A 24360-nucleotide genomic window follows, 5' to 3' on the forward strand; every position below is an offset into this window, starting at 1 on the left:
GAAGCTACAGTGCGCAGGACCAGCGGATGTTCTCGTCGTCCAGCTTGCTGGGATCGAAGTCGTCCTCCACCAGGCGTGGTCCGGTGAAGCGACGGTCGCGTACGACCTTCGCCGGAACGCCGGCAACGGTGACGTCATGTGGCACGTCGTGGACAACGACGGAGCCTGCGGCAACCTTGGAGTTATCGCCTATGGTGATATTGCCCAGCACGATGGCGCCGGCGCCCACCATGACGTTGTTGCCCAGCGTGGGGTGGCGCTTACCGCCGTGCTTGCCGGTCATGCCAAGGGTGACCCCCTGGTAGATAAGGCAGTCATCGCCAATGATCGACGTGGCGCCAATGACCACGCCAATACCGTGGTCAATCGAGAAGCGCCGGCCAATCTGCGCAGAGGGGAAGATGTCCGCACCAAGCTTGCGACGCGTGCGCTTGGCAAGGAGCAGAGCAAGGCTTCTCATGCCGTGGGTGTAGAGCCAGTGGTGACGCCTATAGGCCCAGACGATATGGGTTCCGGTCGAGTAGAACACGATGTCCCAGATTGAGCTTGCCGCCGGGTCGCGCTCGAGCGCCGCATGGGCGTCCTCGCGCATGACCTCGAAGAGCGACATCTCGTCAACGGTGCGCGTGTCCTCGACGGAGCCAGCAGTGCTGGCGACGCCAGTCGTTGCGGTGGCCATTAGAGGTCCATCGAGAGGTAGCGCTCGCCGGTATCCGGGAGGATGGCAACGATGACCTTGCCCGCGTTCTCGGGACGCTTGGCAAGCTCGACGGCGGCGGCAACGGCTGCGCCCGAGGAGATGCCAACGAGCAGGCCGTAGTCAGCAGCGAGGCGCTTCTTGGTGTCGATGGCGGTTGCGGAGGTGACGGGCACGACCTCGTCGACAACGGAGGCGTCATACGTCTTGGGGATGAAGCCCGCGCCAATGCCCTGGATCTTGTGGGAGCCGGCAGGCTTGCCCTCGAGGACCGCGGACTCTGCGGGCTCCACGGCGATGCCCTGGACGGAGGCCTTCTTCTCCTTGAGGAAGCGTGCAGTGCCGGAGATGGTGCCGCCGGTGCCAACGCCTGCCACGATGAAGTCGACCGTTCCCTCGGTGTCTGCCCAAACCTCGGGGCCGGTGGTCTCGTAGTGGGCCTGCGGGTTTGCGGGGTTCACAAACTGGCCGGCAACGATGGCGCCCGGGGTCTCCTGGCGAAGCTCCTCTGCCTTGGCGACGGCGCCCTTCATGCCATCCTTGCCCGGCGTGAGGACAATCTGCGCACCGTAGGACGCGGCGAGCTTACGACGCTCGATTGACATGGTCTCGGGCATGACGAGGATCATCTTGTAGCCTCTCGCGGCCGCGAGCATGGCAAGGCCAACGCCGGTGTTGCCCGACGTGGGCTCGATCACGGTGCCGCCAGGCTTGAGGCTGCCGTCCTTCTCGGCTGCGTCGAGCATCGCGCGCGCGATGCGGTCCTTCACGGAGCCGCCGGGGTTGGTAGCCTCGTACTTGCCGTAGATGGTTGCTGCGCCATCTGCGAGTTCCGAAAGGTCTACCAGGGGGGTTGAGCCAATAAGGGCCTCGATCTTCCTTGCTGCCTTCATCTTTCTACTCCTTGTGCGTCTGGTGACGAGGCAAGTCGGCTGCCCCCACTGGGGCTCCTCCGCCGGACAACTCGTCAGGAACAAGGGTGACACTTATAAACCCACTCCACAAGTAGGAATTAATGAATGGAAATAAATCCCATTCCAACGGTGGGATATGAGACAAAGGGACTGTCCCTTTGTCTCATGCTCGCGGTGGCCGCGTAGCGAAGGCAACGTTAGTAGAGCGGCAGGCTCCCAGTGATGGGGTCGATCTTCTCGGCCGGAAGCGGCTCGAAGGCCAGACAGGTGAGCGTTGCCTCGCCATGGAACTCGGTGAGTCCGGCGTCGCGCACGAGCGCTACGGCAAAGCCCTGCTCACGGCCCTTCTCGGCAATGTCGAGCAACGCGTCCTCCGAGTCTACGTATACGCAGACCTTTGCCACACCGGAGTCGAACCAGTCCGAGAGCGCGGTGGAGTCTGCCTCAGGGTGGTCGAGGTAGACCCATGCGGGCGTCCCGTCTGGCGCCGTGCGAACGCGTACCTGGTCAAGACGCCTCTCGCGCGCAAGCGCCATGAGCGTTGCCTCCACGCAGGCATGCCCTGCCTGGGCCGCAATCTTGCCCTTGCGCATCTTAAGGTCGCGCCTCATGACAATCATCTGTTTGGACTTGTAGCCTGTCATGTTATTCCTTACTGCTGCGACGATACGTAGCTGTTGTCGATGGTGATCTTGCAGATTGCCTGTGGGTACTTGGACGTGACGATCTTCGAAATTGCGGCGCGGAGCTCGTCATTGGTCATCGACAGGTCATGCGGGCGCACGCAGTCAAATATCACGTTGGTGTGGGTGGGACCGGGTACGGTGCGCAGGTCGTGGATCGTGAGGCGCGGGTCTATCTCCTTGATGTGAATCGAGATCCAGTGGCGCATGTCTGCCACGCGCGGGTCATTCGTCACGATGGGGTCGTAGTGAAGGGTCATGACCAGGCCTTCCTTGAGGAAGTCCTGCTCGATGTTGTCCAGGAGGTCGTGGGAGGCAAAGACGTCACCCTCGCCGGCCATCTCCACATGGGCGCTCGCAAACTGCCGGCCCGGGCCGTAGTCATGCACCATGAGGTCATGTGTTCCCAGGACGCCGGGGTAGCTCATGATCTTGTCGTGGATGTGCTCGATGAGCGTGGGGTCCGGCGTGCGGCCAAGGAGCGGGTCGATGGCGTCACGCACAAGGGAGAAGCCGCTCCAGCAGATGAAGGCGCCTACCACGGTGCCCGCAATGCCATCGAGGTCAAAGCCTGTGAAGTACGAGATCGCGGCGGCGGCGAGGACGGCGCCCGAGGTGATGACGTCGTTTTTCGAGTCAATGGCAGTGGCCTTAAGCGTCTCGGACGAGATGCGCCTGCCCATCGAGCCGTTGAAGAACGCCATCCATGACTTCACGGCCATCGAGAGCACGAGAACGACGATAACTGCGGGCCCAAACTCCGTTGGCTCCGGGGAGATGATCTTCTGGACCGACGTGATGACCAGGTTGATGCCAACGGCAAGCACAAGCGCGGCAACGGTGAGCGAGGCCAGGTACTCAAAGCGCCCGTGCCCGTAGGGGTGCTCGTCGTCTGCTGGCTTGCTTGCCAGTTTGAAGCCGAGAAGCGCGACTATGTTGCTGGAGGCATCGGACAGGTTGTTTACGGCGTCTGCAATGATTGAGACGGAGCCCGCAATAAAGCCCACGATTCCCTTTGCTATGCAGAGAACCACATTGCATATGATGCAGACGATGCCGGCAAACTGCCCATAACGCGTTCTGCCTGCTGGCTCTGTCGTGCTCACGCCAGATAGGAACGTACGTACAAGCCAATCGGTCATCGTTGCCATCTCCCCTCACTGAGCAATACCCAAGCACCGTTGCTTGCTGCTGCGATTTGGGCAATTGGGCATGAGTCTAGCCCTTTTCCGTGAGCGGGACGATGAACCCTCCAAGCGTCACGATTCGACCGTATGCGAATCTGTCACGTATCTGACGGCCAATGGCCCCCAGTGTTCTTTCTGCAGTTCAGAGGCCATTATTCGAGACTTTCGCTGGCGGAATGACGTTGGCCGCAGCACCACGAGTCCAATTTACGTACGTGTGTTCGTATACCATCGGGCTATGTATTCTTACTAGGGGGAGGATGCGATGAACGTTGTGCTAGTAAGGGGCGCTCTGCTGGCGATAACTTGCCTGCTTGGCGCGTGTTTTGTGGGCGGGGTGGGACGCGCTGTATCCGAGCGCGAATTGGCCGGATGGCCGGTGTGGACGCGAGCCTCTGCAAGTCTTTGCGGTGCGCTTGCGGGCCTCTGCGTGAGTGCAACTGCAACGAGCTGGTGGGAGTTTGCAGAGCTTACGGCCTTAGTGGCGGTGCTTCTCGCCTGCAGCGTAACTGATTTAGCCCGGCGCATCATACCCAATAGCTTGGTAGCCGTAGCCATCATGGCACGCTGCGTGTATCTCTGGTTGAAGGCCACGTTTCCAGGTGCCGGAAGCATGTGGTCTAGTGATGCTCTGGAAGAGTTGGAGATATCCCTTCTTGGCGGGGCGACGGTGCTGTCTGTTCTCGTAGCTACGCGCGCTCTATGGATACGAGTGAGGGGTAGCCCTCGGCAGAGTCTTGGCGGCGGCGACGCCAAGCTCCTTTCGGCATGCGGGGTGTACCTGGGACCGATTGGGGGAATGGCATGCGTTGCCCTCTCGTGCTTGCTTGCCCTTGCATGCTGCCTTGGCGCCTGGGCAATCGGGCAACTATGCGGGGTGAGAGGGCCGTTTCCAAAGGCGTTTCCACTTGCTCCACTCGTGTTGGCTTCAATAGTCATTCTGACCGCCTACCGAGCATTTTGACCGTTCGCACCTTGTGCTCATTCCAATTTGTTTCATAAAAAGTTTTTTGGTGTTGGGAGGGCTGCGGTAGTCGTACCATAAGTGAGCCACTGGCGGTCCCCCCAACACCCGCCGGCGGTTCGGCTGGGACCTGCGGCCCCGTGTCGCCCCCTGTCGAATGGTCTTGCCCTTCGAGTGCGCGGCCTCGCGCCCCGGTCGTCTCCCCCTACGTCGGGGTGCTTGACGGCCGCAATGTCGGTGCGCTTGCATCGCGTTACACTCGTGGGGCAAGGCCTGTATGTAGTTCGGCACGTGCCGATTGGGGGACCGTGTGATAAAACTCATCCTTTCTGACCTTGATAACACCCTTGCGTGGGCCGGCGAGCACATCGTTACACCGCATGCTCGTGCTGCCATCCACGCCGCACAGGCTGCGGGCGTGCACTTTGCCCCCGCCACGGGAAGGGCCCCCTCGGCGCTCGGTTGGATGTTCGACGACGATGAGGCCTGCCTTGCAACCGTTTTGGCTGACAACGGCCAGCTCATCTACGTTGATGGCAAACTCGTTCACGAGGTTCCACTCGATCTTGAGGTGCTTCGTCGTTGTGCGAGAACGCTTGACGGAATGGATGACGCATGGCTTGTTGTTGACTACGTCGATACGGGCGAACAGTACGCGGTTGGGGCTCCCGTCGACTATCTCGAGAAGCATAGGGCGCCGTACTTCTTTGCGGTGACGGGCAGCGTCGATGAGGTGCCCGACCGTCCAACCGTCAAGGCGAACGTTCGTGTTGTGGGCGACTTTGAGCGCGGACATGAGGTGCGCGCTGCCCTTAAGGATGCCTGCCCCGAGTTCGACTTCGTCTTTCCCATACAAGAGCGTCCACACATTGACATCCTGCCTGCGGGTTGGGACAAGGGAGTGGCGGGGGAGTGGCTGGCGCGCAACCTTGGCATCACGAATGACGAGGTCTGCTGCTTTGGCGATGCCGAGAATGACCTTCCCCTTTTCACGCGCTTCAAGAACTCCGTGGCGGTTGCCAATGCCACGCCGGTTGCCGCCAAGGCGGCCCATTGGCACATTGGACGAGCGGATGAGGATGCGGTGGCAGATGCCATTCTCGACATTGCCCGGTCTACCCAGGCGGGCAAGATGCCTTCGTTCATGCGTGACTAAGGGCGGCGCACACCTGCGCCCAACGTCTCTCGGTAGCCATCTCGTAAACCAGTCATGGCTCGTCGCTGGTCAGGGCTACCATGTGTTGTTACAAGTTCGGGGCCATTTCTGTGCGATTGGGGAGTCATGAGGATTACCGACAAGCTTGCGGCTGGGCAGACGCTCTCATTCGAGATCTTTCCGCCCAAGGGAGAGATGCCGCTTGAAGAAGCGTATCGAGTAGCTTCCCAGATTGCGGAGAACAAGCCGGACTGGATTTCGGTGACGTACTCTGCGGGTGGCTCAGGCAACTCGGCAAACACCGTTCCCATAGCTGCCAGGATTGAGGGCGACCTTGGGGTCACTGCGCTTGCGCATCTTACCTGCATGGGCGCAACCGCTAGCGATGTTGATTCCTACGTGGACAGCCTTCGCGCGGCGGGCATCCAGAATGCGCTCGCGCTTCGAGGCGATCGCAGGCCGGGCGCAGACGTGGTCGATTTCGCGCATGCATCCGATCTTATCGCCCACCTGCGCAAGACCGCGCCCTCGCTGTGCATTGGTGCCGCGTGCTACCCCGAGGGTCATGTTGAGTCTGCCTCGCTTGACGAGTCCATGCGCGCTTTGCGAATCAAGCAGGAAGCGGGTGCGGACTTCCTGGTATCTCAGCTTTTCTTCGACAACGACGACTTCTACCGTTTCCGCGAGCAGTGCCTGCGCTATCGGATCAAGCTCCCCGTTGTTGCCGGCATCATGCCCTTCACGAGCGTCAAGCAGATCCAGCGCATGGCGTTTAACTGCGGCGCGTCCATCCCCGCCAAGGTCGTGAAGCGCCTTGTCCGCGCGGGTGACGACCCTGCCGCCCAGGCCCATGCGGGTATCGAGTATGCGTGCGAGCAGATCTGTGACCTTGCTGAGAACGGCGTTGACGGTATCCACATCTACAGCATGAACCACCCGGAGATTGCCCGCGCCACTCACGACGCCCTTGTCGCCATGGGCTACCTGGGGTAGTCCCATGGTCGAGTCGTATGCCATAGACTCCATCGACCGCTCCGAGGTCCTACGCTACATGGGCTATACGGGGCAGAGTATGTCTTCGGAGCTAGAGGGACGCATCAACGCCAATATGGAGCGCTGCCTTTCCATCGGCGTACCGCGTGGCGTCTGGCGTATCTTCGACGTGGACGGGCGCGGCGCGAAGGAGGACGGCACGCCGTTCGTGCGGCTTGCCGGCACGTCATTGGAGCTTCTCGGCACCTCCATGCAAAAGCACATGGACGGTGCCGTTGCGGTTGGGGTAATGGCAGTAACCGTGGGCATGGGGGTCGAGCGCGAGCTGCGGCGCCTCTCGCTCACCGACCGCGTGGCGCAGGTGGTCTTTGACGCCGCCGCCACGACGCTTGTCGAGCGCACGGCCGACGCCTGCGAGGCGTCCATCGTTGCGGCGGGCCACGAGCGCGGTCTCTTTGCCAACTTCCGCTTTAGCCCCGGCTACGGTGATATGCCCATGGCGACGCAGCCCGTTCTCCTGCAGGCCCTCGACGCGCAGCGCCAGCTGGGCATCACCCTTACCGACACCCTGCTCATGGTCCCAACCAAGAGCGTGACCGCCGTGGTGGGCCTCTTCGAGACCATCCAGCCATCCACGCACGCAAGCTGCGCGGGATGCCCCTGCTTTGACTTCTGCACCATTCGGCCAACAGGCCACACCTGCCGAGGATAGCGGCGAGAGGAGCTGATCATGAGTGCCAAAAGTCCCGCACAGGGAGATTCGCGCTGGCCAAAGGATCGCCTTGTTCTCCGCTCGCGTCGTGTGCGCGACGAGCACCTCGCGGCCGTGCTGCGTGGCGAGGAGTTTCTGCTCTTCGATGGAGCCATGGGAACGCAGCTGCAGGCGCGCGGCCTTGCCGCCGGCGAGCTTCCGGAGCTGCTCTGCCTTACCAACCCCGCAGAGATCCGCGAGGTGCATGCCTCCTACGTCTCCGCGGGCGCGGAGGTCGTGACCACCAACACCTTTGGCGCCAACGCTGCCAAGCTGGGCGACGCGGCAAGCGTCGAGCACGTCTTCTCGGCAGCTGTTGCCTGCGCGCGCGAGGCAGGCGCCCGCTACGTGGCGGCGGACCTTGGTCCCACGGGCCAGCTTCTCGAGCCCATGGGGCCGCTTCCCTTCGACGATGCGTACGACCTCTTTGCCGAGCAGGTCCGTGCCGCCGACGCCGCTGGTGCAGACCTCTTTGTGATTGAGACCATGACAGATCTTGCCGAGGCAAAGGCGGCGCTGCTCGCCGTGCGCGAGAACTCCGACCTTCCGGCATTTGTGACGATGACCTTTGGGGAGGACGGCCGCACCTTCCTAGGAACCACGCCGGAGGCTGCTGCAGTTACGCTTTCCTCCCTTGGGGCAGATGCCGTGGGCATCAACTGTGGTCTTGGCCCTGCGGCGGTGGCGCCGCTGGTCAAGCGCATGCTTCCTTGGGCGTCATGTCCCGTGATGGCTCAGGCTAACGCTGGCCTCCCGCACGTGGTCGACGGTGTGACCACCTACGACGTGGGGCCTGAGGAGTATGCTGCCGCCGTCGCAGACATGCTGGATGCGGGCGTCACCGTGTTTGGCGGCTGCTGCGGCACCACACCCGAGCACATATCCCGCGAGCGCGAGCTCCTTACGGGCCGCATGCCTGCTGCGCGTCACGTGCACGACAGCTTTGCCGTCTCAAGCGCCCAAGCGATCTGCTCGCTTGACTACGGTCAGGTGGGTGTCATTGGCGAGCGCATTAATCCCACGGGCAAGCGCCTGATGAAGGAGGCATTGCGCTCGGGCGATCACGACTACGTGATGAACATGGCCATCGAACAGGGTCGCGCTGGTGCGCAGATACTCGACGTGAACGCCGGCCTTCCCGAGATAGACGAGCGCGCCGTGATGTGCCAGCTCGTCTCGGAGCTTCAAGGCGTGAGCACGCTGCCCCTGCAGATTGACGCAGCAGACCCGGCGGTCATCGAGGCAGCCGTGCGCAGCTATCCCGGAAAGGCGCTGGTCAACTCCACCAACGGCAAGGCGCAGACCATGGCCGACGTGCTGCCTATCGTGAAGCACTATGGCTGCGCAGTGGTGGGTCTTACGCTCGACGAGGATGGCATCCCCGCTACGGCGGAGGGACGTCTCGCGGTTGCTCGCAAGATTGTCCGCGAGTGCGAGCAGCTGGGCATCCCTCGTCACGACGTGGTCATCGACTGTCTCACCATGGCCGCCTCGACCGACCAGACCCAGCCCAAGGCCATTCTCGACGCCATACGCCTGGTCAAACAGGAGCTGCCTGGCGTGCGTACCGTGCTTGGCGTGAGCAACGTCAGCTTTGGCCTGCCCTTCAGGCCGCTTGTGAACGGGACCTTCCTTGCTGCGGCCTTCTCCGCGGGCCTTGACCTGGCCATTATCAACCCCTGCCTCACCCGCATGATGGACGTGGTCGACTCCTGGCGCGTGCTTTCCGGCGAAGACGAGAGTGCCCAGTACTTTGTGGCCAACTACGCCGAGAGGAGCGACCGCTCCCCGGCGCAAGCATTGCCCGTTGAGAAGGCCGCCGCATCCTCAGCCGCCGCTTCTGCAGTGACCCCTGCGACGCCCGCCGAGCCCGCAGACCCCGCCGCACGCGCTCGCGAGCTTGTGCTTGCTGGTCGCAAGGGTCCCATGCCAGAGGTGGTCGCCCAGGTTATCGCCGAACACGACCCCATGTATGCCATCAACGAGGTTCTCATTCCCGCGCTTGACGTGGTGGGCGAGCGCTTCGAGAAGGGCGTCTTCTTCCTGCCGCAGCTCATGGCCTCTGCTGAGGCCGCCAAGGCAGGCTTCGAAACCATCAAGGCCGCCGTGGACGCCAGCGGGCAGGGCGACAACGTGCCCGAGAAGGGTTCTATCGTGGTGTGCACCGTCCACGGGGACATCCACGACATCGGCAAGAACATCGTGCGCATGCTGCTTGAGAACTACGGCTACAACGTGATTGACCTCGGACGAGACGTGCCGCCTCAGGTGGTCGTGGACGCCGTGGTCAAAGACCACGTGCTGCTCTGTGGCCTCTCTGCTCTTATGACGGCAACCGTGCCCGCCATGGCCGAGACCATCGAGCTTCTCCGCAAAGAGGCCCCCTGGTGCAAGGTCGTGGTTGGCGGAGCCGTGCTCAACCCCGAGTATGCAGAGATGGTCGGCGCCGACTTCTACGCGAAGGACGCCACGGAGACGGCCCGCATCGCTTCAGAGGTGCTGGGGTAGGGCACCGACGCAGTCTCGGGGGCGTCCTTGATACACATTCGTCGTCCGAATGTGTATCAACCTGTACACGTCACACATTCGGTGCCGATTGTGTGCGCGTGCGGTGATTTTCCAGGTTAAAGAGCGCGCCGAGAAGAACGTGACACGTGACAATGCGCGTTCTTACATCACGCGGCGGACGGCGTCGTGCCAGCCGGCCACGAGCTTGTCCACGCGCTGGGGATCCATCTGGCGGCGGAACACGTCATCCGTCTCGCGCAGGGCCTTAAGCTCGTCGATGCCGCTCCAGTAGCCAGTCGCAAGCCCCGCGAGAAACGCAGCTCCCAGCGAGGTGGTCTCGGTGTTCTGCGGCCTTCTCAGCTCGCAGCCCAGGATGTCTGCCTGGAACTGCATGAGGAAGCTGTTGGCGCTGGCGCCGCCGTCCACGTTGAGCACGCCCAACGGGTGGCCCGCGTCCTTTGCCATGGCGTCGGCAAGGTCATAGATCTGATACGCAAGTGCCTCGAGCGCCGCGCGGGCAATATGGTTGCGCGTGGTTCCGCGCGTGATGCCGAGAATGGCTCCGCGGGCGTCTGGCTTCCACCAGGGTGCACCCAGGCCCGTGAACGCCGGCACAATGTAGACGCCGCCTGTGTCCTCGACGCTCTTTGCCATCCACTCGGTATCGGCGGCATTCTGGACAATGCCCAGTTGGTCGCGAAGCCATTGGATGAGGGCGCCCGCCACAAAGACCGAGCCCTCGAGTGCGTATTCCGTCCCCTCTACCTCGGGCGCGGAGGCAACGATGGTTGTGACCAGGTTGCTCTTGCTGAGGCGCGCCTCGTGTCCGGTGTGCATGAGCATGAAGCAGCCGGTGCCGTAGGTGTTTTTGGCCTGCCCCGGCTCGAAGCAGCACTGACCAAACAATGCCGCCTGCTGGTCGCCTGCCACGCCGGTGATGGGGATGCCTGCGGGCACGCCGGGGTAGCTCGTCTCGCCAAACGAATCGCTCGAGCGCCGAACCTCGGGCATCATTGAGAGTGGAATCCCAAAGAGGTTGAGAAGCTCCTTGTCCCAGCAGTTCTCGTGGATGTTATAGAGCATCGTGCGGCTGGCGTTGGTGACGTCGGTCGCGTGCACCAGGCCTCCGGTGAGCACCCACACAAGCCAGGTGTCAACGGTGCCAAAGAGCAGCTCGCCCGCCTCGGCGCGCTCACGAGCGCTGGGCACGTTGTCAAGGATCCACCGGATCTTGCTGGCTGAGAAGTACGCGTCGGGGAGAAGCCCCGTCTTCTCCTGGATCATCTGGCGCGCCTCAGGCGTGCCGCAGAGCTGCTCCACGAGATCTGCCGTGCGCCGGCACTGCCAGACGATGGCGTTGTAGACGGGCTGCCCGGTGGTGGGGTCCCACACGATGGTGGTCTCACGCTGGTTGTCGATGCCTATGGAATCGATGTCCTTTGCCGTGAGGCCGCGCTTGGCGAGAAGCTCCGTGAGCGAGCCAAGCTGCGAGTAGAGAATGTCCTGCGGGTTGTGCTCCACCCACCCCGGCTTGGGGAAGATTTGCTGGAAGGGGCGCTGCACGCAGTCGACCATGCGGCCCTCACGGTTGATGAGCACGGCACGGCTGGAGGTTGTGCCCTGGTCGAGCGCGATGACGTACTTCTCAGCTGCCATGGCTATGCCTCCTGGCTGGCGGTGGCCTGTGGCGCGGGAGCTTGGGCAACGTGCTTCTCGACCCATGCCAGCACGTCGGCAAAGACCTGCTCGTGACCCGTCTCGTTCAAGATCTCGTGCCGCATGCGCGGGTAGATCTTCACCGTGACGTCTGTGGAACCGGCGCCGCGGGCAAGTGCCGCGGCCTTCTCGACGCCCTCTCCATTGTTGCCAACTGGGTCTTCGGCGCCGCCAATGTAGAGCAGCGGCAGGTCGTGAGGAACGCTTGCGGCGCACGCTGGGGAGTTGACCTCGGAGGTGAGAACCGCGACCTCGTGGTAGGCACCCACGGAGAACATGAAGCCGCAAGATGGGTCTGCAATGTAGTCATCAACGTTCTTGCGGTTGTACGAGAGCCAGTCCAGGTTGGTCCGGGCATTGGGAATGGCCTTCCCATAGCCGCCGGCCCCCATGGAGTCAACGAAGGAGGAGTGGTACCCGGCACCCTTGAAGAACGACTCGAACCACGTAATTGCGAGTGCCGCCTTTGATGTTGCCGCAGGGAGAAAGCCGGTACCGCAGATGATGGCGCCAGCCAGCCCCTCTCCGTGGTGCGCGATGTAGGAACGCACCTCAAAGCTGCCCATGCTGTGGCCAAAGACAATGTATGGAGTGCCCGTTGCAATGCGTTGCTGCGTCATGCCGCGCAGGACGTCGATGTCCTCCACAAGCGCCTGTGCCCCGCTTCCCACGGGCAGCTCTCCCCAATGCTCGGGCGAGCAGGAGCGCCCGTGGCCAATCTGGTCATGGCCTACAACGAGAAAGCCATGGGAAGCCAGGAAGCGCGCGAAGGCGTCATAGCGGTCGATGTGCTCGGCCATGCCGTGCACAAGCTGCACCACGCCGTGGGGCGCGGGCCTCTCCGTTGACTGTGACGGTGCCATGCCAGCCGGCCACCAGGCACATGCGCTGATGGTCGATGTGCCATCCGTCGAGGGGAACGTAAAGCGCTCAAGGGTGACCTCTGTGGACATGCTGCCCCTTCCTTCGTCGTGGCTGAGCAAACATTATTGTTTGCCGCCGCGAGAGGCGCGCGCAGATGTCCGTGGCCGCACGGTATGAGGCTGCGTGTGGGCAGGCGTTGACGGCGAGCGGTAGGAGCCAAGCGTCAACGTGCGTACGTCAGCGACGCCGGGACCCCTAGGCCTCCGACTGGGCCTCGAGGGCAAGGTCCTGCACTTCGAGCTCATCGGCCTTTCTCGTTGCCAGGCGCGTCGCAAAGAAGATCGCACACACGCCTCCCGCGAGCTTGCCCAGAAGCACGGGCACGATGAGCGTGGGCTGGAAGTTTGCGGTGAACGAGAGATGGTCGCCAAAGAGGAAGGCGCAGCAGACGCTAAAGGAAATCACGATGACCTTGTCGTGCGCCTTGAGGTCCTTGACCATGGCGAGTGCGGCCAGTACGTTTGCGGAGGCGGCAAGAAGTCCTGCCGTGGCATCTGAGCTCAGGCCCACCGCACGTCCAACCCTCGAGAGGGGTTTGGCGAGGTAGGTCTTGATGAGCCACACCATGGGGAATGCCCCGCAGAGCATCATGCCAATGGCGCCGGAGACCTCCAGGGCGCGGAACTGGTCCTGCTCGTCCGCAATGATGGGGTCAAAGCCAAAGGACCCAAAGATGGTGGAGAAGAGTCCCGTGAAGTACTCGATGACCACCACCACGAAGACCACCTTAAGCACGCTGTCAAGTGCGCGCCCAAAAACGATGAAGCCGCGAATCATGGCATCGGGCTTGGTGGCAAGGCCCACAGCCAGCGCCACGCAGATGATGATTAGCGGCACCAGGTTGTGGGCAATCTGGGACCACGTGAGCGCCAGCTGGTAGGTGGCTGCGGCGTTGGTGGAGACCGTCTCGCGGATCACGGGGTTTGCAAGCGCGATGATGGCGCTCGCCACAAGGACGCCAATGGGGATGGCGAGAAGCCCACTCATGACGCCAAGGGCCAGGTACTTGCGGTCCTTGACCTCGAGCATCTTGAGCGCCACGGGGACGGTGAAGACAATCGTCGCGCCGGCCATGTAACCGGTCATCATGGCCATGATCCAGCTCTCGCGCGTCTGTGCGAGTGCGTCTGCCAGCTGGTAGCCACCCATGTCAACGGCAATGAAGGTCGTGGCCGCCATGGCGGGATCTGCGCCCAGCGCACCAAAGAGCGGCCCAAAGACCGTGGAGACAAAGGCCGTGAGGTAGGGGGCAGACGCCATGATGCCCGCCACCGGCAGGAAGATGGGGCCAATGGAGTCTATGCCAGCGACAAACTCCTTGCCTAGCTCGCTCTCGGGGCGAACGATTGATGCAATGCATCCCGCCGCCGCGCAGCCCATGATGATGAAGACGACGACCCTGCCAAAGACTTCCATGCTGCCCCTTACGTCGCGAGTGCGCACGCCTGTCCCGCCGCACCCCGTGGGTGCTGAGCGGGTCGCATGCAACCGCGTTTTTTTGTTGCCCTCTAGATTTCGTGCACCAACTGCACCGCACGCCTACCGTACTCGGAGGCATAGCGGTGCCAGAGGTCCTGCCAGTCTCCCACGGGGTCCCCGCACTGGTCCTTGTAGAGCGCCCAGACAAACCAGTACCAGGCGGCAAACGCAACGTAGGAGATGCAGTGGAAGAGCTCTTCGCTGGTGGGCTCGCGCTGGAAGTACTTGCTAAGCACCGCGATGGCCTCCTCGTAGCTGTAGTCGCTGCAGCAGATGAAGGTCCCCAGGTCACTGGCATAGTCTGACATGCCCGCATATTCCCAGTCGATGAGCGAGATGTCCGAGCCCCTCACAAGGAAGTTGGGGTCGTAGAAGTCGTTGTGGCAGAGCACCGGTGCTCCCGAGGTGGCGCGAACGCGTCCCTCAAGGTCCTCAATGCGGGTGCGGATGCGCTCGAAGTCGTTGTAGCGTGCCTTCTCGTCATTGTTGAGAAGCTTGAGGATGCCCGCCGTGTTCTCGAAGATGTCAAAGCTCCACTTGGACGTGACACCGCTGGAGTGAAGCTCGCGGGCCATCTCCATGGCGCGCGCGACGTGAGCGGTGTTGTGATAGTCAAAGGGCTTGCACCCTTCGACAAAGTGCGAGATCTTCCAGCCTTGATGAGGGTTCTCGTAGATGAAGGTGCGGTCTAGTCCAAGCTTTGCGGCAATGCCCTGGGCAAAGGCCTCTCCCTCACGGCTGATGATCTTCTCGGTGCCAGCGCCTGGCCTGCGGTAGACGTAGGGCTTGCCGGCGGCAACAAAGCGGAAGGAGTCGTTGGTAAGCCCCTCGTCGATGGGCGAGAACTCCGTAACGTCCTGTGGTGCGCATCCAAGCGTGGAGCAAATGTTGCAAAGCGTCTCTGGATCGATGGATTGGACGTTAGCCGCAATGGTGGCTTGTGGCATACCTGTCTCCTCGCTCGCCCTAGAAGGCGATTGTTTGGTAATTGTTCAGTGCGTATAAAGATAACGTAAGAACCGAACAACATCATGTGAGAACAGAACATCACACCTTCGACAAACCATTTCATTGAGATGGGCTAATGGCGATTTTTGAACAATGCCGAGACGAACTTCTTGCTGATTGATGCGCGGGGCGTCTCTCCGGTCCTAATGCCCGCCGCCGGACCTCCATGGCACCAGATGGCCACGGCTACAAGCACTGCGCCAGCGGTTGCATGAAGCATGTCTCCGCTGACAAGCTCAATCGCCAGCCATACTGCGGGAATCACAAGGGCTCCCAGGCAGAGATACCCGCCAAAGAGCACTACGAGTAGACCCGCTATGGCGGCGGCGCCCCCTGCGATAGGCGTCATGAGGATGATTCCAGAGCAGGTTGTGGCAACCCCCTTTCCGCCGCGAAAGCGGTGCCAAGCGGGAAAAACGTGCCCAAGTGTGGTTCCCACCGCCGCGGCCGTGCCCGTGACGTTGGCAACGTCTGGGAAGAGTGCCCGCGCCAGCACAAATGCGAGGATGGTCTTGGCTATGTCGCCTGCAAGCGTGACGGCGGCCCACGTGGTGCCATAGGTGGCGCCCATGTTTGCCATGCCAGGGTTGCCAAGCCCCACCTCGAAGGCGCTCTTGCCGCTCACGTGCTTGCTCACCAGCTCTGCCGTGAGGAAAGACCCACAGACGTAGCCTATGGCAAGCGAGCAAGCCACTGCAGTTCCCACGCTCGGCATCACGGTCAAGCCTCCTCAGTTACGTCACAAAGGTATCGATGAAGTGAAGAGATTCTTGAGGCTTCCCAGTTAGGGTACCCTACTACGAGGCGTTTGCCTGGGAAAGCGACGGAAGGGGTGCGCCACATGTTCGACGGCGTCATCTTCGACATGGATGGCCTGATGGTTGACACCGAGCCAGTCTGGATGGAGTGCTGGGAGCCGGCGCTGGCCCATTTTGGCTATGCGGTTCCTCCTGGGCTTGCTGACGCAGTGCGCGGATCGGCCGGCGACACCGCTTCTCGCATTCTTCACGAGATGGTTAGTCCCCAGCTCGACACAAGGGCATTCTGGGACTACTTCTCGTCTCTTGCCGAGAAGATTTTCTCCCAAGGCGTCGATAAGAAGCCAGGCCTTGACGAGCTCCTGGCATATCTGGGGGAGAGAGGCGTTCCCTGCGCCGTGGCGTCATCCTCGTCCAAGAAGGGCATAGAGCGCAACCTGCGCTTTATTGGTGACCTTGACTGCTTCCAGGCAATAGTCCCCTCGAGCGAAGTCGCTCATGCCAAGCCCGCGCCTGACATCTTCCTCGAGGCGGCGCGACGCCTTGGCACCAAGCCCCCTCGTACGATGGTGCTCGAGGACTCCTTCAATGGGGTTCGCGCGGGGGCCACAGGTGGCTTCTTCACGGTGATGGTTCCAGACCTCGCTCAGCCCAATGACGAGATTCGTTCCGTTGCCTCGCGTGTGTGCTCGAGCCTCCTCGAGGTGCGCGACCTTCTCGCCCAAGGGGAAATGGGTTAGTCAAAGGGGCCGGCTGCCCGTTTCTTCAGCGCCAATATCTGCTGTCTTTTAGTGGGAGGTTTCTCTCATGGCTGGTTTTCACTGTTCCGAGTGCATGTACGGCTCCTTTTCTATTAATGAGGATACCGGGAAGTACCAAGGCTCTTGCAGTCGCGGCTTTACGCTGGCGGTCCCGCATGTGTACAAGGAGCCCGATATGTTTTTTGCAAACACCCCTGATGAGCTGGTGCCCGTTATCGATCCGTACGGGAATGAGTACCTTCGCCAGACCAACGTATGCAACCACTTCTTGCGCCCCCAAGATGCCCGGCCATACGGCGAATAAGTAAGCCAAGGGGAAGTTTCTTGAATTTCTATCAAATGCTTCACTTCTAATGTGTATCGAATAACGTATTGTGTTCATAATGCACTGCAGGTAAGAGCTAGTGCCGAGGGGGCATTAGCAGTGTTTAGCCACATGCTCAAGAGGGAGAAAAGGCGGTAGCCAGATGTCGAGAAAGGCCCAGACCGACAGTGGCGAGACTAAGAGGAGCCTCGTTGCGTCAGCCACGGAGGAGTTTGCTGAGTACGGGTACGAGGGAGCCTCGCTACGCCAGATTTGCTCAAAGGCTGGCGTGACGACCGGTGCTCTCTACTTCTTCTTCGATAGCAAGGAAGACCTGTTCAAGAGCGTTGTCTCTCCCTTGATGACCGAGTTTCCCTCCATTCTTGCCACGTGGATCGAGCACGATCTCTCTGTGATCTGTGACGGCAAGGGTGAGCCTACGAATGTCGAGCAGCTTCCCGACGGCCTTGCAGAACTTCTCGAGCAGTATCCGCTGGTTCCCAAGATTGTCATGAGCAACCGCGATAACCCCGTAATCAAGGGGTATCTCGATGCCAAGGTAGACGAGATTGCCCAGAGCATCGCGAGCCGTGCCGAGCGCAAGGACGGCCACACCTCCGACGGCTTCTCCCCACGCCTTCTTGCTACCATGTGTGCGGACGCGTTCATCGAGGTCCTCGCCAACGACGATGACCTTGACGTCATTGCACGCCACCTTTCCGAGGTGTCGGCGTTTGTGCGCGGTGGCCTGGAGGCCACGCTCAAAAAGTAAGGCGAAAAGCCAAGCGAGGCGAGAGGAGATGGCACGGTGGTAAGTCAGCTCCTCTCGCTTTCCGTGACCATGCTTGTGGCGGCGCTTGCTCCGTTTGTGGCAAGCCTCGTACCTGGCAGGGCCATTCCCGAGGTTGTCTTTCTCGTCTTTGCCGGAGCCCTTCTTGGCCCCTATGGGGCAGATGTCATCCGGACGAGTGGAGGCGCCCTCTCCCTTGTCTCTGAGCTGGGCATGGCATTTCTCTTCCTGATGGCTGGCTATGAGATAAAGCCCTCCGAGTTGGTTGGCCCTATGGGACGCCATGCCTCCATCTGCTGGGGCATCTCGCTTGTAGCGGCCATTGCGCTTGTGAGTCTCACGGGCTTTAGCCGCTTTACCGGTATGGCGGGTATCGCTTTTGCCATCATGCTTACCACCACGGCCTACGGCACCCTAGCACCCATCATGCGCGCTCGCGACCTCACCAACACGCGCGTTGGCCGCGCTGTCACGGCATATGGCGCCACCGGCGAGGTACTGCCGGTCATTGCGGTGGCGTTGCTTCTCTCCACGAGGTCTCTGCTCGTTACGGTGATTGTCCTTGTGGTGTTTCTCCTGGTCTGCGTACGCATTGCGCATCTCTCCACGTCCACGGCGCGCATCGGTGCGCGCTTTCGTGACTTTGTAAGGTCGAGCGCGGGTGCCAGCACCCAGACGCCTCTTCGGCTGGTTGTGCTGCTTCTCGTGTTTCTGCTCTTCCTTGCCGAGGCGGCCGGCTTTGACTCGGTGCTGGGTGCCTTTGCAGCCGGCTTTGTGTTGCGCGTCTTTTTCCCAGATGGCAGCGAGGACCTGGAGACGCGCCTTGAAGCCATTGGCAACGGGTTTCTCATCCCGGCGTTCTTTGTGATCTCTGGTGCAGGCATCGACCTTTCTGCTGCCGTTGCCGACCCTGGCCTGCTTTTCCTCTTCATTGGGCTGCTTGTCGCCGTGCGTGGGGTCTCGGTTGCGATATCGCTTCACGTGAACCCCGAGACGCGTGAGATGGAGCCGCAGGAACGCTTTGTGACAACAGCATACTGTGTGATGGCGCTGCCACTTGTGGTTGCAATCACCCAGCTTGTGGTGGATGCGGGTGCCATGACCAGCCAGGATGCCTCGGTCCTTGTGACTGCCGGTGCCGTGACGGTGCTGGTGGTGCCCGTTCTCACCTCGCTTGTTCGCGTGACTGCGCCGGCGCATCCCGTGCATGCCCTCAGCAGCATTGTCTCGGGCGAGGAGAGCGCAAACGAGGCGTTGGAGCGGCAGCGACGAGCCATGCAGACCTCGCGCAGGCGCTTTGAGGCGGCGCGCGCCCGTCGCAGGCGCGAGCTTGGCAGGACCCTCTCGTCTGCCGAGTACATTGCCCGCCATGGGGGAGACGAGCCTAGCGACGGCCCCTCCGGCAACGGTGATTCGTGATTGTCTCAGTTAACTTAGAAAATTAAATATGTCAGATTTTTGCAGCGTCTGCCGTGAGGGATTCGGCTGTCCGTCAATCGTATGATGAATGCGTTGATGGTGACCATGGGAAGGGTGGCTTTAATGGCAGACGCAACAACTGGTACGGCACAGGACCTCATATTTCTCGTGCCCATCTTCCATGGGAAGATTTGGGGTGGGCGCGAGTTGGAGAAGCGCTTTGGCTACAACATTCCAGATGGCCCCATTGGTGAGTGCTGGGGCATCTCTGCCCACCCCAATGGCGATTGCGTGGTAGACGGCGGAGAGTATGATGGTCAGCATCTCTCAGAGCTCTGGGCAAACCATCACGACCTCTTTGCTGGTGCCGAGGGAGATCGCTTCCCGCTGCTTATCAAGATTCTTGACGCGCGCGATAACCTCTCTGTGCAGGTGCATCCGGATGACGCCTATGCCGCGGAGCATGAGAACGGCTCGCTGGGCAAACGCGAGTGCTGGTACGTGATCGACTGCGAACCCGGCACGCGCATCATCGTGGGTCAGCGCTCCAAGAGCCGAGAAGAGCTTGCCGCCATGATCGAGGAGGGCCGTTGGGATGACATGCTCAACTACGTGCCCATCCACCCGGGCGACTTTTTCCGCATTGAGCCTGGCACCATGCACGCCATCATGGGCGGCACCCTCATCCTTGAAACCCAGCAGTCCTCTGACGTCACCTATCGCGTGTACGACTACGACCGCGTGCAGCCCGACGGCACCAAGCGCCCGCTCCACGTCAAGCAGTCGCTCGACGTGGTTGACTACGACCAGGTGGCGCCCACCAGCGGCAAGGTCACCGCGCCCGAGAAGGACGGCGTGACCGAGCTTATGGCCTGCCCTAACTTCGACGTGGAGCGCGTGCGTGTGTCTGGCGAGAAGACGCTTGCCCAGCCGTGGCCGTTCATGTGCCTCTCGGTTATTGAGGGCTCCGGCAGCGTCTGCGACGGTGCCGGTGTCGAGTACGCAGTGCGCGCCGGAAGCCACTTCCTGGCTCCTTCCGGCTCTGGCGACGTTCGCCTGACAGGTGAGATGACGCTCATTACCTCGCACCTTCCCGAGCGCGCATAGAGGAGCTCTGCCTGTCCGCTCGGCCATCTGACCTAGGGTCCGCGCCAGCTCATCAGGCGCTGCTGAGAAGGAATTGGACAGAATTGCTCGGCTAGACATTGTTATGTGTCCAAATACTTCTCAACAGCACCTGGCAACGGTGTCGGGGCCCTGGTTGGTGTTTGGAGCTCATAGCAACGGCGCCCGGAGGCCTGAACCTCCGGGCGCCGCATGCACTTCGTTGTTGTGCGGTCGCTAAGCCGCAGACTTCGCGCCGCCGGGGATCTCGCCGCCGCAGTGCGGGCAGCGGGTGGCGCCAGCCTTGACTTCCTCAAGGCAGTGCGGGCAGATTGGAGCTGCCGCCTCCTCTGCCTCTTCCTGCTTGCCGGCAATCTTCTTGGCCTCCTCGGCGAGCTTGTTCATGCTCTTGACCAGGCAGAAGATAATGAACGCAATGATGATGAAGTTGATGATTGCCGAGATGAACGCGCCAAAGTTGAGCTGAGCAGCCCCAACGTTCACCACGAGGCCAATCTGCTCGCCGCCTCCCGTGAGGCCCGAGATGAGCGGCTGGATGATGTCGCCAACCAGCGAGTTGACGATGGCTGTAAATGCGCCGCCAATGATGACACCAACTGCCATGTCCATCACGTTGCCACGTGAGATGAACTCGCGGAATTCGCTGAAGAAGCCCTTCATGATGATCCTCTCTCTAAAACCATTGGGCCGGGGCCACAGGGTAACGACGCCTACCTGCATGTCGTTATCCATAGTCAAAAAACTCTACCACGTTGGGGGTTTCGTACGTAGAGGGGAGCTCTTCATGCCAGAATTCGGGCACTACAGTCCAAGCTCCTCTGAGTCGAGCATCACGGTAAAGGGGCCGTCGTTTACGAGGCTTACCCGCATGTGTGCGCCAAATACGCCGCGACCCACGCGGCTTGGCCCCAGGTCCTTCTCGGCCTGCTCGCAGAAGAACTCGTAGAGATGGTCTGCGAGCTCTGCTGGTGCTGCTCCCGAGAAGGAAGGCCTGTTGCCGTGACGCGCGTCCGCATAGAGCGTGAACTGGCTCACCACAAGAAGAGACCCGCCCACGTCCACAAGCGAGAGGTTGGTACGACCATTCTCGTCCGCGCAGATGCGGAGCTTGCGGACCTTCTCCCACATGCGCCTCGCCGTGTCCTCGGTATCGGTGGGGCCAACGCCGAGAAGCACGAGGTAGCCTGCCCCGCAGGAACCCACCTCGTGCCCTTCCACCTCGACCGATGCCCGCTCGACTCGCTGGATCAGCGCACGCACGTTACCTCGCCAGCCCGTAGATGTCCGAGAACTTCTCGACGAGGTAGTCCGTGTAGTAGCGCGGCTCGAAGTCCTCGCCGCAGGCCATGCGGATGAGCTGCGCGGAGTCCTTGGCACGGCCCCAGTGCCAGATGTTGGCGCGCAACCACTCGCGAATGGGTGCAAGATTGCCCGCGGCGCAACAGCCGTCAAAGTCCACGCCCTGACGCACCATGGCGGCCTTGAACTGCGCGCCAAAGGCGCTGCCCAGCGCGTAGGTGGGGAAGTAGGCAAAGTCGCCGTCGGACCAGTGCGTGTCCTGGAGGGCGCCCTCGGTGTCTGTTGGCACCTCCACGCCCAGGTACTCGCGGTAGCGATCGGCCCAGAGGCCGGGAACGTCCGCTGCCTTTGCCTCGCCCGAGAAGAGCAGCTGCTCGATCTCGTAGCGCACCAGGATGTGGAGGGGATAGGTGAGCTCGTCGGCGTCGCAGCGGATGAGGCCCGGCTCCGCGCAGTTCTCTGCCATGTAGAGCTGGTGTGGGGTCATGCGGCCAAGCTGCCCGGGGAAGTGCTTGGCGAGAAGTCTCGCAAGGGGCTCGGAGAATGCTTCGCTTCTGCCCACGTAGTTCTCGAAGAAGCGCGACTGCGCCTCGTGCATGCCCGAGCTGGTGCCTCCCTTGAGTGAGGTGAAGCGGTATTCCGGGTCAACGCTTTGCTCGTACATGGCATGCCCGCCCTCGTGGAGCATGCTGAAGACGTTCGAGAGGACGTTCTCCGGATAGACGTGGGTCGCGATGGCCACAAACCCAATGGAGGGGCCGCCCGTGTAGGGGTGCTCGGTCGAGCCAAGCCAGAGGGCGTCGGTGTCCACCCCCTCCAGATGCATGAGGTCACGCGCGAGGTCCCACTGGCGGCGCTCGTCAAAGGTGCCATCCACCACGCGGTGGCTGGGCTTTCTCGGTGCGGCCATGCACTCTGCCAGCAATGGAACCACGCACTTCTTGACCTGCTCGAAGAAGGGGTCGTAGAAGGCGCGGTTTGTGCCATGCTCGTACTGGTCCAGCCAGACGTCATAGGGGTCTGCGTCCGGGTTCATGGCGTTTGCCATGCGCACGCGGGCAGCTACGAGGCGGTCGAGGTAGGGCTCGAAGCTGGCCCAGTCGTTTGCCGCCTTTGCACGGCGCCAGACGTCGTTGGCCTCGACGGCAAGGCGGCAGAAGGCCGCACGCTCGTCTGCGGGAACGTCCACCAGCGAGCTGCGATCGCGCTTCAAGATCTTGACCTGCGCCGCGCGTGTCTCGCCGATGATGCCAGAGTTGGACTCCAGGCGGTTGAGCAGGGCTCCAACCTCGGGAGCGCATAGAATGCGCGTTGCCTCCTCGTCGAGAACCGCAGACGCCTCTGCTCGCTCTTCCGTTGCCTTGGGCGGGTCAATGGAGGGGCCAAGGGTGGCTATCTCGTCAAGTGCGTAGCGCAGGGCAAAGCGCCGGTGCTCCAGCCGGTCGAGGTCTGCCATGTCCTGCTTGGGATTGGGAAGCGCCGCGTTGATCGCGGAGGGCGTATTGTCGGTCATGATGCCTCCAGACTGCCCCGAGGGGCGCAAAGAGTCGACTGCACGAACAACGAGTGTAGCCCATGGCTGTGGGCGCCCCGTGCGCTTGCCGGTAGTCGTCACGCGTACGCCGCCGATTGCGACAGCCCTCGCCATTTCTGCGCCATGAGTCGTGCATGGTCTCCATCGTCGTGGGATGATAGTGGCCAACTGCTCCCTGCCGCCTGTGGTAAGGGGATCACTTGTCAGAGAGCCAACCGAGAGGGGAAGACATGCAAGCCGTCCTTGGCATTGACATTGGGGGAACCAGCATCAAGGCAGGGCTTTTCTCGCCCGAGGGTGAGCTGCTCGAGGAGCGCAAGATCCCCACGCCCGCACTGGTGAACGCGGAGGCCTTCGCTATCGTGACCGACGGCCTGACGCTCCTTCTTGCAGCGCACGAGAACACCCCCGAGGACGTTATCGCTTGCGGCCTGGACATCCCCGGCCCCGTTGCCGATGACGGCAAAGTGGGCTTTCTCCCCAACATCCAGCTTGATCCCGACGGCCTTGTCGCTGCGATAAGTGCTGCCTTCCCCAACGCCTCGATTGCCTTTGTGAACGATGCTAACGCCGCCGCACTTGGTGAGCTATGGGCCGGCGTGGCCCATGGCGTCTCGAGCTTTGTGCTTATCGCGCTGGGCACGGGCGTGGGCGCTGGCGTTGTGGTGAACGGGCGCCTGGTGGCGGGTGCGTTTGGCGCCGGCGGTGAGATTGGCCACATCACCGTGAACCCCAACGAGACCGAGACCTGCGGGTGCGGCCGCCACGGCTGCCTCGAGCAGTACGCCTCGGCCAAGGGCATCGTGCGCCTCTACCTCGAGGAGTGCGAGCACCGCGGCGTGACGCCGGTCCACGTTGAGCACGCTACCGACACCCTCTCGGTTTTCCGCGCGCTCGCCAAGGGCGACGAGTGCGCAAAGATCGCCGTCGACCAGATGTGCGAGTACCTCGCGCAGGCGATGTCGCAGGTCTCCTGCGTGGTCGATCCGGCTATGTACCTCATCGGCGGCGGCGTTGCCGGCTCGTTTGCAACCTTTGCCCCCGAGCTGCGCCGCCGCTTCCAGGCGCACGCACTTCCCACGTGCAAGGACGTTGCCATCGAGGCGGCCTCGCTGGGCAACCAGGCCGCCATGTACGGCTGCGCGTATGAGGCGCTCGAGCTTCGCAAGCGCTCCCAGGCAGGCAAGTAAGGTAGACATTTCAGTGCGAGAAGCGCGCGCCTGCGAGGTGACCGTTCACCGCGCAGACGCGCTTCTCTCCGGCACTAACATGCCGTTCCCCGGTCAATGCACTACCGTTAGCCGCCATTGGGGCCTTGTACTTTCGTTTTTCTTCGTTTTATCTCGCCTGCTTGCGATTACGTGATAAAGTTGTGTCCAGTTTTAGGAGG

22 protein-coding genes are annotated in these 24360 nt (G+C 61.8%); 10 read left to right on the forward strand and 12 right to left on the reverse strand.

What is annotated here, in order from left to right:
- Nucleotides 1–4: 4 nt before the first annotated feature.
- The 4 genes from epsC to AUL39_RS02475 all read right to left on the reverse strand — a co-directional run bounded on the left by epsC (nucleotide 5) and on the right by AUL39_RS02475 (nucleotide 3436).
- Nucleotides 5–679, reverse strand: coding sequence for a serine O-acetyltransferase EpsC (gene epsC, locus AUL39_RS02460; protein WP_059053254.1), 675 nt, complete (start codon nucleotides 677–679; stop codon nucleotides 5–7).
- A complete protein-coding gene (gene cysK / locus AUL39_RS02465; protein ID WP_059053257.1) occupies nucleotides 679–1590 on the reverse strand; it encodes a cysteine synthase A in 912 nt (303 codons plus the stop codon). The genes epsC and cysK overlap by 1 nt, the downstream gene beginning before the upstream one ends.
- A gap of 218 nt (nucleotides 1591–1808) precedes the next feature.
- Nucleotides 1809–2255, reverse strand: a complete 447-nt coding sequence (pth2, locus tag AUL39_RS02470) for an aminoacyl-tRNA hydrolase (RefSeq protein ID WP_059053258.1) — start codon at nucleotides 2253–2255, stop codon at nucleotides 1809–1811.
- A gap of 8 nt (nucleotides 2256–2263) precedes the next feature.
- Nucleotides 2264–3436 (reverse strand): cation diffusion facilitator family transporter, encoded by a 1173-nt coding sequence (locus AUL39_RS02475; RefSeq protein ID WP_059053261.1) that lies wholly within the window; start codon nucleotides 3434–3436, stop codon nucleotides 2264–2266.
- Between the two features lie 310 nt (nucleotides 3437–3746).
- Between AUL39_RS02475 and AUL39_RS11610 the strand changes: the two genes are divergently transcribed.
- The 5 genes from AUL39_RS11610 (at nucleotide 3747) to AUL39_RS02500 (ending at nucleotide 9853) form a co-directional block, all read left to right on the forward strand.
- Nucleotides 3747–4445 (forward strand): prepilin peptidase, encoded by a 699-nt coding sequence (locus AUL39_RS11610; RefSeq protein WP_059053263.1) that lies wholly within the window; start codon nucleotides 3747–3749, stop codon nucleotides 4443–4445.
- A 310-nt stretch (nucleotides 4446–4755) separates the two neighbouring features.
- Entirely contained in the window at nucleotides 4756–5601 is an 846-nt protein-coding gene (locus tag AUL39_RS02485; RefSeq protein ID WP_059053265.1) for an HAD family hydrolase, read from the forward strand.
- Nucleotides 5602–5727: 126 nt separating this feature from the next.
- Nucleotides 5728–6594 carry a methylenetetrahydrofolate reductase gene (locus AUL39_RS02490; RefSeq protein ID WP_059053267.1) on the forward strand — a complete coding sequence of 289 codons (867 nt, stop codon included), beginning with the start codon at nucleotides 5728–5730 and terminating at the stop codon, nucleotides 6592–6594.
- 4 nt (nucleotides 6595–6598) lie between these two features.
- Nucleotides 6599–7306: a vitamin B12 dependent-methionine synthase activation domain-containing protein gene (locus AUL39_RS02495; protein ID WP_059053270.1), complete on the forward strand. Its 708-nt coding sequence runs from the start codon at nucleotides 6599–6601 to the stop codon at nucleotides 7304–7306.
- A gap of 18 nt (nucleotides 7307–7324) precedes the next feature.
- Nucleotides 7325–9853 (forward strand): homocysteine S-methyltransferase family protein, encoded by a 2529-nt coding sequence (locus AUL39_RS02500; RefSeq protein WP_059053272.1) that lies wholly within the window; start codon nucleotides 7325–7327, stop codon nucleotides 9851–9853.
- Nucleotides 9854–10015: 162 nt separating this feature from the next.
- On the opposite strand, the gene glpK is transcribed toward AUL39_RS02500, so the two are convergent.
- The 5 genes from glpK to AUL39_RS02525 form a co-directional block, all read right to left on the reverse strand.
- Complete coding sequence (gene glpK / locus AUL39_RS02505) at nucleotides 10016–11509, reverse strand: glycerol kinase GlpK (protein WP_059053274.1); 1494 nt, start codon at nucleotides 11507–11509, stop codon at nucleotides 10016–10018.
- Between the two features lie 2 nt (nucleotides 11510–11511).
- A complete protein-coding gene (locus tag AUL39_RS02510; protein WP_059053277.1) occupies nucleotides 11512–12522 on the reverse strand; it encodes an alpha/beta fold hydrolase in 1011 nt (336 codons plus the stop codon).
- Between the two features lie 166 nt (nucleotides 12523–12688).
- Nucleotides 12689–13909 carry an ethanolamine utilization protein EutH gene (eutH, locus tag AUL39_RS02515; RefSeq protein WP_059053279.1) on the reverse strand — a complete coding sequence of 407 codons (1221 nt, stop codon included), beginning with the start codon at nucleotides 13907–13909 and terminating at the stop codon, nucleotides 12689–12691.
- Between the two features lie 92 nt (nucleotides 13910–14001).
- A complete protein-coding gene (locus AUL39_RS02520; protein ID WP_059053281.1) occupies nucleotides 14002–14919 on the reverse strand; it encodes a choline/ethanolamine kinase family protein in 918 nt (305 codons plus the stop codon).
- A 134-nt stretch (nucleotides 14920–15053) separates the two neighbouring features.
- Nucleotides 15054–15695, reverse strand: coding sequence for a glycerol-3-phosphate acyltransferase (locus AUL39_RS02525; RefSeq protein WP_059053283.1), 642 nt, complete (start codon nucleotides 15693–15695; stop codon nucleotides 15054–15056).
- A gap of 126 nt (nucleotides 15696–15821) precedes the next feature.
- On the opposite strand from AUL39_RS02525, the gene AUL39_RS02530 reads away from it, so the two are divergent.
- The 4 genes from AUL39_RS02530 to manA all read left to right on the forward strand — a co-directional run bounded on the left by AUL39_RS02530 (nucleotide 15822) and on the right by manA (nucleotide 20119).
- On the forward strand, nucleotides 15822–16478 hold the full coding sequence (locus AUL39_RS02530) for an HAD family hydrolase (protein WP_059053285.1): 657 nt from the start codon (nucleotides 15822–15824) through the stop codon (nucleotides 16476–16478).
- A gap of 488 nt (nucleotides 16479–16966) precedes the next feature.
- Nucleotides 16967–17575: a TetR/AcrR family transcriptional regulator gene (locus tag AUL39_RS02540; protein WP_059053290.1), complete on the forward strand. Its 609-nt coding sequence runs from the start codon at nucleotides 16967–16969 to the stop codon at nucleotides 17573–17575.
- Between the two features lie 36 nt (nucleotides 17576–17611).
- Nucleotides 17612–19012 carry a cation:proton antiporter gene (locus AUL39_RS02545; RefSeq protein WP_059053293.1) on the forward strand — a complete coding sequence of 467 codons (1401 nt, stop codon included), beginning with the start codon at nucleotides 17612–17614 and terminating at the stop codon, nucleotides 19010–19012.
- Nucleotides 19013–19135: 123 nt separating this feature from the next.
- Complete coding sequence (gene manA / locus AUL39_RS02550; protein WP_059053295.1) at nucleotides 19136–20119, forward strand: mannose-6-phosphate isomerase, class I; 984 nt, start codon at nucleotides 19136–19138, stop codon at nucleotides 20117–20119.
- A 234-nt stretch (nucleotides 20120–20353) separates the two neighbouring features.
- On the opposite strand, the gene mscL is transcribed toward manA, so the two are convergent.
- The 3 genes from mscL to AUL39_RS02565 form a co-directional block, all read right to left on the reverse strand.
- A complete protein-coding gene (gene mscL / locus AUL39_RS02555; RefSeq protein WP_059053297.1) occupies nucleotides 20354–20797 on the reverse strand; it encodes a large conductance mechanosensitive channel protein MscL in 444 nt (147 codons plus the stop codon).
- A gap of 141 nt (nucleotides 20798–20938) precedes the next feature.
- Nucleotides 20939–21397: a D-aminoacyl-tRNA deacylase gene (gene dtd / locus AUL39_RS02560; protein WP_059053298.1), complete on the reverse strand. Its 459-nt coding sequence runs from the start codon at nucleotides 21395–21397 to the stop codon at nucleotides 20939–20941.
- A gap of 1 nt (nucleotide 21398) precedes the next feature.
- Complete coding sequence (locus AUL39_RS02565; protein WP_059053300.1) at nucleotides 21399–22949, reverse strand: carboxypeptidase M32; 1551 nt, start codon at nucleotides 22947–22949, stop codon at nucleotides 21399–21401.
- A 251-nt stretch (nucleotides 22950–23200) separates the two neighbouring features.
- On the opposite strand from AUL39_RS02565, the gene AUL39_RS02570 reads away from it, so the two are divergent.
- A complete protein-coding gene (locus tag AUL39_RS02570; protein ID WP_059053303.1) occupies nucleotides 23201–24160 on the forward strand; it encodes an ROK family protein in 960 nt (319 codons plus the stop codon).
- Nucleotides 24161–24360: the final 200 nt, after the last annotated feature.

The sequence above is a fragment of the Tractidigestivibacter scatoligenes genome (assembly GCF_001494635.1).
Taxonomy (GTDB): Bacteria; Actinomycetota; Coriobacteriia; order Coriobacteriales; family Atopobiaceae; genus Tractidigestivibacter; species Tractidigestivibacter scatoligenes.